A 12275-nucleotide genomic window follows, 5' to 3' on the forward strand; every position below is an offset into this window, starting at 1 on the left:
TCATGATCGTAGCCAAGCTTGCCGGAATGGACAAGGAGAAGGCCGCCAAACGAGCAAAAGAGTTACTCGATAAGATGGGATTGCTTCATCGTCGAACGGCATATCCTGAGAAGCTTTCAGGGGGGGAACGTCAGCGGGTTGCTATCGCAAGAGCTTTAATGAATGACCCGGCTGTCCTGTTCGCAGATGAACCGACAGCAAGCTTAGATGCATCTCGGGGCCACGATGTAGTAAGCATGATCGCGAAGCAAGTAAAGGATCAGCGAAAAAGCGCGGTTATGGTAACGCATGATGACCGAGTGCTGGCACTTTGTGATCGAGTGCTTTTCCTAGAGAATGGGAAACTTATCCACAAATAAGGCAAGCCTCCAAATTCACCTTAAACGTGGTTTGGAGGCTCTATACATATCTATCAGTTCTCCCTTAGCTTAATCAACTAACGTACTATTTTTTTCATTTTACCGCAAGTTTTGATGCTGCTTCTTTAGCCTCTGTATATGCTTTCTGCAAGACTTCATCTTTATCTACAGTAATTATTATTCGGCTGCCATGGCATCAGCTTTTGTTACATGAACAGTACCGTGTGGATGTTCCGGCGGTGCATATATCGAGTAAAGTTTCAGAGGGATATTACCTGTATTCGTTACATTGTGCCATGTTCCAGCGGGTACTATAATGGCTGAGTCATCAGAGACTTTTCTTACAAAGTTTAGATTATCTTTTCTTTTGCCCATTTGAACGATCCCTTGACCTTGTTCTATACGTAAGAATTGATCAACGTTAGGGTGAATTTCCAAGCCGATATCTTCGCCAACATTAATACTCATTAAGGTAACTTGCAAATGATTTCCTGTCCATAAAGCGGTACGAAACGTACAGTTTTGCTTCGCAGCCTGATTGATATTAGCAGCAAAAGGTTCAGGTCCATAATCTTTTAACTCTATACCCAATCGAATATCAGGCCTTATATCATTAGGAATAGCTCCGTAAACAGACTGCCTTCCATAGTTATACATGGGTACATTTACATGATAAGGAAAAGGATGTGGGCAATGATATGGATTCATGTAAGGATTATTGTACATTTTTTCATTCCCTCCACACAATTATTAAATCATCTTATGAATTATGCTTAGGGAATGTACCTAGATTCAGTATTATATAAAAATCATCATTTCCGAAATATCTTGAAATTTGTAAACAAATGCAACTCTTTTGTCGATATCCGTTCTATCAATCCGGCACAACCCGATAAACATTTTTCTTCCCTATATTTTGCATAATGCGGGTTGGCACACGTGACATTTTCAATACATCCGTTACCCCTTTTGCATTTTTCGTTATGGTCAACATCAAGATTGTTCCTCGCAGTCTAGCGGTATGCTGGGGAAGTTCGGTAGAAATGAAATTTCCTAGAGAAGACGCCGCTACCCGATTTCTAATTTTTCCGTCGATGTCCTTCGCCTTAAACATTTTTATCGGATGCAGTACATGAGGATGCGCTCCCAGCACTACATTCACCCCATTATTAAACAACAGCTGCATGAGCCGGATTTGGTTGCGGTCGGGATAAGTTCGAAATTCTTTCCCGAAATGTAGGCAAGCGATGATAAAATCTGTTTTACTCTTCAAGCTGCGCACGTCCGCTATTATTTTACTCTGGTTTAGCCGGTTGACTGACCACGGCTCCGGCACTGGGATCCCGTTCGTTCCTTTCGTATAAGCCAAAATTCCGATTTTTATTCCCTTTACGTTAGCAATCAGTTTCCGGCGGGCTTCCCGGGCGGAGCGAAACGTGCCCGTATGTCGCAGACCGTGTCGATCGAGGACTTTTAATGTCCGCCTCAAACCGGATCGTTTACCGTCCATACAATGGTTATTGGCTGTGCCTAATACATCGAAACCCAAGTTCCGGAGCGCAGCAGCGAATTCGTCCGGGGAGTTGAACAACAGTTTTCTGGGCTCCTCGCGAAAAGTATTACCGGAGAATGTCGTCTCCAGATTGCCTATCGTTAAATCGGATTTTCGCAGATATGGTTTCACTTTGGCAAAAATAGAGGCGAATCCGCCTTCCCGTGCGGCCGAAGCGATCATCTTCTTTTTCATCAACAAATCCCCGACTGCAGCGATTGTGATTTTCGTCAATCCACACACCCCCTTCATGATTACACCTTATGCGATAGAAAATCGAAATGCTTGTAAGTTAGGCACTCATATGCGAACTGCGGCGGAACCTGTGGGAGCCTCATCGATTTACAAATTAAGGATATTGTCTAAACTCTTTCCTGAAGGTCCAGATCCTGCTGTTAACGCAAAAAAGCCCTCTAAAAGGGCATAAAAATAGTTGTTAAATTATAAAGGCTTCGACATATATACACGGTTGAAGCCATTTTCTATCCGGCGATCTACTTCAATAAACCCGAACTTAAGGTAATACTTAATGTTCTCAGTCATTAACTCGTTCGTATATAAACAAACTTCTTTAAATTTCACCTTCCTAGCAGACTCAATACCGAATTCAATTAATTCATGTCCAATTCCTTGCCCTTGGAAACTAGGATGGACAGCCACATTTTCTATTAACAAGTAATTTGTCTTCGGTATTAGCACAATAAGGCCTTTTACTTCCTCCCTGTCTACGGCTACATGGACAAGACCTTTCGAAATAGGTTCAGAATAATCAGTTACCATAGGGGCAGGTTTTTTTCCCATTCTCTCAATGTACATGCTATAAGCCGCATCCACACACTCTGAAATAGCTTGCTGATGGGTACTTTTAGCGACTTGAATATTCACAAATCATCTACCTCCATGATAAAATATAGGTTTCTCACGGGCAAAGGATGTCCGACGCTTCATTGACCTCGACATTAAAGGCTTATCCAAAGAATTAAGGTACAAGTTTATTGGACTGTATCTTTTCTGTCAAGTCTCACTATCACCTCCACGTCCCCTGCCTAAGTGTATAAACAACAAACCGGCACCCTCATCAGAGTCCCGGTCCTTGCCCCATCTTATCCAACCTCACTCAACCGCCCATCCCAAAAATGCACGACCCGCTGCGGGTGGATGCCGCTGCTGCCGCCGCGCAGCATTGGAAGTTGGAGAGCTTCCATTTATTTCCTCTGCACACATGGCAGTCAATTCATTCTCGCCTTGTATTTCCTATCCTGTAATACCCTACTGCACAGTCACATCATCGAATTTCGCATTCGCACGATGTGCATTCAGCCCTATTTTACCTGAGCTGAAGCTAGTATCTGTTGCGGACAATTCCAAATTACCGTTCACCCAGAACTCGAGGTTCCCGCCATTCAGGACAGCCTTCATGTTGTACCACGTCCCAGTCGAGAACGCATAGTTTTTGGTGGCTAACGTTGTGAACACGCCGGCGACCTTTTTCTGGATTTTCAGTTCACCTGTCAACTTGTAATATTGAAAGTTATAGCTGTTATTCGCATCTTGATAGCGTGCGTCAATCCCTACACCGGCATAGCCTCCGGCATCAAATGCATCTACTTTCACCTTGGTATTCAACGTGTAATTCGTCCAAGCTGCATTGCCATTCAGCGCATGGGTATCTGATGCCGCCGAGCTGCTTTGTTGATACACTTTGGACCCATCAGTAACCACAGCCCATGTTCCACCTGTCGTCGTCCAGCCACTTGCCGTGCCGGATTCAAAAATATCACTGAAAGCCGGCGTAGGAGGCGGTGTTGTAGTTGTATTGACCAGTTTAATCACATCAAAATACAATTGGTAACCGGTGCTTGCCGCATTTTTACCCGTGACTGTGTACTTGAAAGTATGATTGCCTGCCGTTGTAAAGGTAACCGTTCCCATGTCTGTTTTCTTGTAGCCTAAGCCATTCTGAGGATGAGCGGGTGACGCTTCGAACAAAGATACGTTGCTTCCCTGATTCACTCCATCAATGGCGAGTTGGAAATCACCAGCACCCGGTCCCGTTGCATTATAGCTATATAATTTATAAGTCCCGGCCGTTGGCACGTTCACCGTTAATTGCACATAATCGCCAACTGCTGTTGAGGTCATCCGCATACCAAACCCATAGTTAATGGAATACGGTACGGTATAATCCGAATAGAAGCCAATGCCTGCCGTGTGCGTCTGATAGGGCCATTGATACGAAATGATATATGTCAGAGGCTTCGGTGCCGGTGTTCCCGTGAAATTCCAATCCCAGCCATAATTGTTGTCCGGTACGGATTCCGCAGGATAGGTAGGTTCGATCACAGTCCGGTTCGTGACCGTATTAGTGACGGTTAACGGCGCTGAACGCCTCCTAGTCAATTCGAGATAAATCGCATTACTACCGATAATATAGGGACTGAAGGTGTCCATATCAAGCGCCGACGCATAGTAGAACCAAGTCAAATCCGGATTCGTATACAAAGGTGTCCAGTCTTGCAACGTCAAACTTGTCGCCGAAGCAATCGTGTTGTTATACACCATCAGATATTTCCCAATGACAGAGCTGTAGAACACATATCCATTCGTACCATCAGCCAAATCTGAAGCATTTCCTCCTCTGCCTGGCTCATTCCAAGTTCCTAGGTAAAAGTTCTTCCATGCATTCGGGTCACCGAGCTGACTAATGGGAGCGCGTGCTACGCGTTCACTCTTAAACATCCCATCCGCAAAAGCTTGCGATCGCAGATCCGCCCACGCATGTGCATAGAAAATGTAGGCATAGCCCCCAGCTTCATCAACATAGAAATTATGGTCGCCTGCACCAAAATCATAGTAGTTTCCTGTGTAATCCACATACCCATGAATATCAGAGTTATCGCTGGTAATGATGTCACCAACTTTTGTTACCGTTGCTAGACCATCGGTCGATTTGTACATCTTGATCTTCCGATAATGATGCGCAGCAACACTGCCCAAGAAATAATCATATTCTACATGCGCCGTCACATAGAAGGTACTGGTAGCGTTATCATAGTAGAGGCCAACTACCCAATCCGCTGCATCCATCCCAGTTACTGTGTTTTCTGTCGCTGTCTCCAAACCTGCATAGGTCGTAGCTTTTCTCATTTTAAAAGCATTTCCTCGGCCCCACACCGAGTATAAATAGCCATTTGCCTTGGCAAATCCCGGTCTTGCGTCACCGCCGCCCCAGGTCATATTCGTGATGGCGCCCATGGTCGTCTTGTATGGCGTATTTGCTGTCGCTGCATGTGCCGTACCTGCCTCAAACGTAAACGTAGAAACAAGGAAAACAAATAAGATCATACTGGACCATAAACGGATTGCCTTAATCCTCACATTACATTCCTCCTGATTTTTCAAGACGATAAGATTCGAGCGGGGTCATCTATTTTCTTATCCTTTTACAGCCCCTAGCGACAACCCTTTTACGAAATAGCGCTGCAAAAAGGGGTACAACACAACGATCGGCGCAGAGGCCAATACGACGGTTGCCATTTGCGTTGAAACGGGCATCGGTAAAGCTTCGCCTGCACTTAATTGGGAGTAGATATCGCTCTGCCCTATAAGAACGACCTGTCGCAATAGAATTTGCAACGGCCACAACGACGATTTGTTCAAATAAAGAATCGCTGAGAAATATTGATTCCAGTTGCTAACCGCGTAGAATAACGTAAACGTCGCAAGTGATGGAATCGAAAGCGGTAGTACAATTTTGAAAAAGATACCGAGATCATTACAACCGTCAATGGTGGCTGACTCGATGATACTTTCATGTATCGATTCGAAAAATTCTCGCATCACCAATAAGTTAAAAGCGGAAACAGCTGTTGGAATGACAAGCGCCCATAATGTGTTCATTAATCCTGTTGCTTTAACGATCAGATAGGTCGGGATCATCCCACCGCTGAACAGCATCGAGAATAACACCATGAACAGGAGCATTCTCCTTCCGCTAAAGCGCTTTCTCGAACAGACATAGGCTAACAAGGATGTGACTGCTAAATTCACAATCGTACCTACCACCGTAATCCAAACTGTATTTCGGAGGGACGAGAAGAACACGCCCGTGTTGAAGATGTAATGGTAGGCCTTCCAATCCAGCTGCTTCGGCCACAGAATGAAATTGCCGGATACAATCTCATTCAATGAAGCAAATGACATTGCGACAACATTTACAATCGGCATCAAACATAGGAGTGTTAATAGCGTCAAGATCACAATAACAGTCGTATCCATCAGCCTATTGGAGAGGTTTGACGTTCTCATTTTCTTGCTTTCCAAGCATCATTCATTTCGGTTAAAGCATCCTTACCGCCTCTTGCTTTCCAATCTTCAAACATTTGGTCTAAGTAATCCACTGGTTTCTCACCAACAATGATTTTCACTACGCCATCCACGGTGTTCTTGTAGAGTTCTGCACCTTTTTCCGCATACGTTTTGGAGAAAAGTCCTACATCCTGTGAGGAATAGGCTTTACCTTGCATCGCTTTTGAGAACGAATCTTGCTTTAGTTTCGTTGTTTCTGGTGTATCTGCTGAGCTGAGAATCCACTCGCCTTCATTGGCATGATTCGTAAGTTGATATTTATTCGGGCCTTCCGTTTTACCAAGATCAGTTACGACCTTCTGGCCATTTTCCGTTTTGAAATGAACGCCATCGACGCCCCATTTGAAGAAATTAGCCCCATCATCACCAATTTGATCATCCAAAATTTTCAGCATTTTCTCCAGCTTGCCTGTATCCTTCAGCAGATCTTTATTCAGTGCGAATACACCGAAGAAACCTGCACTTTTCACATAACCGCCCTCAGAACCATCCGGTGCTTTCAGTGGTGGAATGGCGATCAGTTGGAATTTAGGATCCGCTGCTCTCGCTTTCGCTAAACGCTCTGGCGTGAAGCCTGTATACCCCCAGTTAGCAACGACACCCGCTTTACCCAGCAAGAAGTCATCTTCCACCTGTTGATCCTTTTTAATAGCAAAATCCTTCGCGATCAGACCATCCTTATACAACTTGGCTAAATAGCCAATTGCCTGCTTATTATTAGGCGCAAATTCGCCTGGTACGATGCCGCCTTTGCCATCTTCCACCCAGCCAACGCTCGGACCCGCTTTCATACTGGCCATGAGAGATACGAAAGGATAAGCGCCATTCACGCCCGCACCACTGTTAACACCAGCAGCTAATCCATATGTATCATCTTTGCCGTTGCCATCTGGATCTTTCTCTTTAAAAGCCTTCATCACATTGTATAGCTCATCATACGTCGTAGGAACTTGCAGACCTAACTTATCTAACCAATCCTTGCGCATGACGATTGTAGCACCAGGAATGCCACGAAGACGAGGGATCCCGTAGATATGACCTTTGTATTTGAGCGTATCCATGACGTCTTTGGGCAATTTGGCTAAATTCGGGTATTTCGCACTGTCGGATAGATAGCTTTCAAGCGGGATGAATTGATCACTGCTGATTGCATTGAAATAAACAGCGTCTAAGTAGGGAAATAACACAGTATCTGGCACATCACCTGATGCCAAGGTAACCCCCATCTTGTTGTTGTACTCCCCGGACGCAACCGGTAAATATTCAAATTCAATATTATAGCGGTCTTCAATCGCTTTCTTGCCCGTGCTTGTGTCCGGCGGTGCCGCTCCGTACAAAATATTCATCGCACGAATTTTATATTTTTTATCCGCTTTTGGTGTCGCCTGCGCTTGCTGGGATGGCTGTGTCGTCCCAGCCGTATTTGTTGATTGTGCGGTATCCGTTCCTTTACTGCATGCTACAACCAATGAGCTTACCATCACTACTGCTGTTGCTACGGTTAGTATTTTTCCAATGCTTTTCATATTGAAACCAGCCTCTCGCTTTTAAAATAGTAGAATTTATATTTTTGAGGACGGGGCAGCCGTTTATTTTGTTTGTCTAATACACGCCTTTTTCACCGAATGCCCGCGCAAATTTGTTCGCTGTAACGATTAGTATCATACCGACGATCCCTTTGAGTAGACCCACTGCGGTTGTAAAGCTGAAATTCCCGTTCACAACGCCCATCCTATATACATAGGTGTCCAGTACTTCCCCGACCTCCGAAACGGTCGAATTGAGCATTAAATACACTTGCTCGAATCCTACATCAAGTACCGTTCCTAAACGGAGGATAAACAACAAGATGATCGTTGAGCGGATACCTGGCAAAGTCACATGATAAATTTGACGAAGTCGGCCGGCACCATCGATTTTTGAAGCCTCGTATAGCTCCGGATCAATCCCTGTCAATGCAGCCAAATAGATGATCGTGCCCCAACCGGACTCTTTCCAAATAACCTGCAGGACAAGCATTCCTCGGAAATTATGTTCATTGGATAAAATATTGATGGGATCTAATCCCCAACTCATGAATAGATGATTCACTTGCCCATCACTCTGGAATAATAAATAGAAGATACCTGCGACTACGACCCAAGATAAGAAATGAGGTAAATAGAGCAGCGTTTGAACGATCTTTTTAAAAAACTCAAACTTGAGTTCATTCAATAATATGGCAATGAGGATCGGAACTGTGAAAGCGAATACAATTTGGTAAAAGCTAATAATAACGGTGTTCATAAAATATCGTCCAATTTCCGGTGAATCAAATATGCGTTGGAAGTTGTCTAACCCCACCCAATCACTTTTGAGAATTCCTTTAGACGGAATATATTTCTGAAAAGCAATGACGATCCCTAGCATGGGGATATACTTATAGATTAAGAAATAAATGATGCCTGGTAAAGCCATTAGCCATAAATATCTTTCTTTTAAGAATCGGTGCCCCCATAAATGCTTTCGCCTTTCTTTCTGAATCTCCATGTTGTTTGCGTTGCTCCTCTCCACTGTATCATCAGTTCGTCACCCCCTTGGACCCAATCATAGGCATTGAGGCGTTATCGGGCAATCAACCATTTTTACGCAAAAAAAGCTTATGAAACAGAGGTGAAATCGGTCAAATGATCCTTTACATACACTATTTTTGCAGGGAAATGAGGCTTCGGTAAAAAAAGTGTACCGCTGACCACCCAAGATAACCACCGATCTGTGATATACTAATTTCAAAAAAGTGACATGTAAATGACAAGGAGCTTGGTTATGGATACTCACTCTTGGCGTCGACTTAAACAAATCCTCGAGATGAAAAAACCTGGTTGGAAACTAAAAAATCGCCTTCTCATTTCACTTATCCTCCTTTCCAGTATTCCAATTGCCATTATGGCGCTGTCTTCTTCCTTCATTAGTAACCGCATTCTAAGTGACCAGACGGATCAGATGCATCAGGTTTTTCTGAATCAGGTTGAGAAAGAAATGAACAGTCAGTTTAAAAAGTTTGATGAACTCATGCTGCAATATACGTATGATAATTCAGCTCTCAGCCGTTTTACGAAAGATGACCTTACGTATCAGAACTTTCAACTGGTCAATGATTTATTCACCGTGTTAACGAATCTGCGAAGCGGTATGGAAAATGTCGTAGAGATCGATTTTTTCAGCACTTCCTATAATAAGATTGTGACTTCGAGTGGACTGCTGCTGCAGCCAGATGACTTTCTGGATCCTCTAGCTATCGATAAATCACGTACATTGACCAAATACGGCGGATGGTTGGATACACGAAATCATTTGAACACGCGCTTGGATCGCCCTGTCATTACTTACATCAGACCGATGAACAGCGCAGGCTCCAATTTGGTGAATAGTTTCTTTATCGTTTATTTGGATGCCGCCACCTTAAGCAGCAAATTGAAGGCGAATGTGAGTGATCCAGCAACCTATCTCGTACTCAATTCGGATGGAAATGCGGTCATGCACTCGGATCCCACCAAGGTAGGCAGCTTTATTGACTCCCCTGACTTCAGGAATGAGCTTACGAAAGGTAAAAATATGCCCAACTATCGCTTCACGATAAATTTGGACGGCAAACCATCTCTCATTAATACCGTTTATTCAGCAAATCGCGATTGGTATTACGTGTCGATCCTGCCGACGGCCTTGGTTGCGAAGGAAACGAATCAACTGCGTAATATATTGTTCGGCGTCAGCTTTGCCTTTATTTTACTCGCCATTCTTATAGCGGTTCGCACATCTCAAAGAATTTATCAGCCCGTACATAAGCTAACTCAACGTGTATTTAATGATAAGGATGCATCGACATCGAAGGACGAAATTCATTACATCACAGAGCATATCCAGCATGTGGAAGAGCACAATGACTTTTTGCAAAAAAACCTGAAGCAATATCAGACACACGCAGAGCAGTACAGCCTCATGAGCTTGTTAATTGGGAATTCGAGCGATACGACCCTGCAGCAGGATACGTTCGAAAATAAGCCCATCTGCTTGTTTCTTCTAGAAACCGACCCGATTTATATGAAATCGCAATACTCGCGCAACGATCAGTTTCTCATGTACTATGCCATTGATAACATTGTCGATGAAATTCTGAGCACCAAAGGCACAACCCGCATCATGATGATTCAGCCAGGTTTATTCGCGATTCTCCATCAGCCCGAGCAAGCTGTTTTCCAACAGCCACGTGTATATGCCAATGAACTATTGCATGCGGTTCGTACTTATTTGAAGTTGAATTTCGTCATCTCAGCCGGCTATTCGGAATCAGGCTTACCTGGGATTCATGATGTATTTACCCAAGCCAAGCATGCCCTTCGATACAGCTTCTCGCTGGGTACTAATCAAGTTATTATCAGCGATGAGTTGGATCCATCCATTTCCGATCAGGCAGACGCTTTAGTTGAGGTGGAAAATCTCATTCTACAATCGCTCCATGCATCGAATTATGGTGAGGCGCAGGAGCTTTTCACGCAAATCATTCAATTGCTAAAGGATGACAGTTCATTAACTTCGGAGTTAGTCAAAACCTATTGCTCACAGCTTCTTGGGGCGATGATGCATACCGTAGGGAAGGATTATCATGGAGATAAAGAGTCGGTGAATATGAAACATTTGACGATGGAATTGGAGCGTCAGCGGAATTTGCAAGAGATTGAACGTTTTTTCTCTCTTCAATTTTTTGATAAATTAATCGTATCACAACCAGAGAAATCGTCGTTTGAGCGTCAACAAATTGAGGAAGTCGTCGCTTATATCCGAGCTCACTATGATCAGGATATTTCGCTGCAACTGTGTGCAGATCTTGTTGGCCTCAGCAGTTCACAGCTCAGCCGCTCTTTCAAGAAAATCATGGGCATTAATTTCGTCGATTATGTGATTCAGTTCCGGGTAGGGATAGCCAAAGAATTGCTTAGCGATCCGAAGAACTCCATTCAAGCGGTAACCGATAAACTGAGATATACATCCGTCAATAGCTTTATCCGCATTTTCAAAAAAATCACCGGCACCACGCCAGGCCACTACCGCAAAGATACACAGGAGACGCGGCTGTAAGATGGCTTTAGATCAACAATTTCAAGATGTCGCGATTGAACGACTGATTGGCACGATTCCGCTAGCACTTAGCAGCATCTACCGCGGCCTCATTCAAGATCCTGAGCCTGAACTCTACCGCTGGGTGAAAGCTGCAGATTTGATTGGGAGAACCCATATTGCCAGGAGGCTGGTCCCTACGATATATCTGGCATCTCGCCTGATTTGTTTCCAACGCTCTGGAGATCTTGCTTCCTTAAAAAGAGTATAGGGTTTGTGTTGTTTTTCTCTTCCAATGCATTCTTAAGCTGACGAAATTTCAGTTGATTCAACAATGAGATCAACCTCCATCTGCTAGTAAAATAAACCATGCGCACAGCGGTTTTATAAGAGTACTCATCGCTGTACGCATGATGTTCTTTAAACTTTCATTATTTCGTTTTCTTCCAATCATCAAGCTGCTTCTGCATTTCAGCGATCACTTTATCGCTGCCTGCTTGTTTCAGGTCTGGGCTAAATCTGGCTTTTATTTAGGTCCTGTATGCATCTCAGCTTTCTAGGCTGTAGGCGATGGAATGGCGCGGCTGATATATAGGTAGATCAGCCACACTGGGAAGCTTGATGGAAGCGAGTGCCCCCAACCCTGGTCGATTACAAGTTTACTGTCCAAGAATTATTCTAGCCATGGCTGCCAGGTCGATTATATCCAACTTGTTGTCCTGATTAAAGTCATACATCTGAAGTGAAGACCAATCCGGACGGCTGCTGGTTGCTCCATAATTACTTGCCAATATGGCCAAGTCGCCTATGCTTGCAGTCGTATTCACGGCTCCCGCAAATGTAATCAGCTCTGTGTTCAAATCAATAACAGCCTGATTCGTTTGTTCCTGCGTGGCATTTAC

At 44.1% G+C, this 12275-nt stretch carries 12 protein-coding genes; 3 read left to right on the plus strand and 9 right to left on the minus strand.

From position 1 onward, the window contains the following. Positions 1-359: ABC transporter ATP-binding protein (locus GC097_RS28835; protein ID WP_171686733.1), on the plus strand; the 359-nt coding region annotated here is incomplete at its 5' end. A 177-nt stretch (positions 360-536) separates the two neighbouring features. Here GC097_RS28835 and GC097_RS28840 read toward each other — a convergent pair. The 7 genes from GC097_RS28840 to GC097_RS28870 form a co-directional block, all read right to left on the minus strand. After that, entirely contained in the window at positions 537-1085 is a 549-nt protein-coding gene (locus GC097_RS28840) for a cupin domain-containing protein (protein WP_171686734.1), read from the minus strand. Positions 1086-1233: 148 nt separating this feature from the next. Next, positions 1234-2154 (minus strand): CapA family protein, encoded by a 921-nt coding sequence (locus GC097_RS28845; RefSeq protein WP_312875743.1) that lies wholly within the window; start codon positions 2152-2154, stop codon positions 1234-1236. A 198-nt stretch (positions 2155-2352) separates the two neighbouring features. Then, on the minus strand, positions 2353-2796 hold the full coding sequence (locus GC097_RS28850) for a GNAT family N-acetyltransferase (protein WP_171686736.1): 444 nt from the start codon (positions 2794-2796) through the stop codon (positions 2353-2355). A gap of 384 nt (positions 2797-3180) precedes the next feature. Then, a complete protein-coding gene (locus GC097_RS35095) occupies positions 3181-5289 on the minus strand; it encodes a 3-keto-alpha-glucoside-1,2-lyase-like domain-containing protein (RefSeq protein WP_171686737.1) in 2109 nt (702 codons plus the stop codon). Positions 5290-5346: 57 nt separating this feature from the next. Further along, positions 5347-6219 carry a carbohydrate ABC transporter permease gene (locus GC097_RS28860; protein WP_171686738.1) on the minus strand — a complete coding sequence of 291 codons (873 nt, stop codon included), beginning with the start codon at positions 6217-6219 and terminating at the stop codon, positions 5347-5349. Next, positions 6216-7805: an extracellular solute-binding protein gene (locus GC097_RS28865; protein WP_171686739.1), complete on the minus strand. Its 1590-nt coding sequence runs from the start codon at positions 7803-7805 to the stop codon at positions 6216-6218. The genes GC097_RS28860 and GC097_RS28865 overlap by 4 nt, the downstream gene beginning before the upstream one ends. 76 nt (positions 7806-7881) lie before the next feature. Further along, positions 7882-8808 carry an ABC transporter permease gene (locus GC097_RS28870; RefSeq protein WP_171686740.1) on the minus strand — a complete coding sequence of 309 codons (927 nt, stop codon included), beginning with the start codon at positions 8806-8808 and terminating at the stop codon, positions 7882-7884. A 276-nt stretch (positions 8809-9084) separates the two neighbouring features. On the opposite strand from GC097_RS28870, the gene GC097_RS28875 reads away from it, so the two are divergent. Further along, entirely contained in the window at positions 9085-11394 is a 2310-nt protein-coding gene (locus tag GC097_RS28875) for an AraC family transcriptional regulator (protein WP_171686741.1), read from the plus strand. Between the two features lies 1 nt (position 11395). Beyond that, the gene (locus tag GC097_RS28880) at positions 11396-11644 is read left to right on the plus strand and encodes an HD domain-containing protein (RefSeq protein ID WP_171686742.1); all 249 of its coding nucleotides are present in this window, start codon (positions 11396-11398) and stop codon (positions 11642-11644) included. Between the two features lie 160 nt (positions 11645-11804). On the opposite strand, the gene GC097_RS35380 is transcribed toward GC097_RS28880, so the two are convergent. Next, complete coding sequence (locus tag GC097_RS35380; RefSeq protein ID WP_376768433.1) at positions 11805-11903, minus strand: DUF3502 domain-containing protein; 99 nt, start codon at positions 11901-11903, stop codon at positions 11805-11807. A gap of 129 nt (positions 11904-12032) precedes the next feature. Beyond that, a partial coding sequence (locus GC097_RS28885) for a hypothetical protein (protein WP_171686743.1) occupies positions 12033-12275 on the minus strand: 243 nt, incomplete at its 5' end.

Origin of the sequence: Paenibacillus planticolens (genome assembly GCF_013141725.1) — a bacterium.
In the GTDB taxonomy this organism is placed as follows: domain Bacteria; phylum Bacillota; class Bacilli; order Paenibacillales; family NBRC-103111; genus Paenibacillus_E; species Paenibacillus_E planticolens.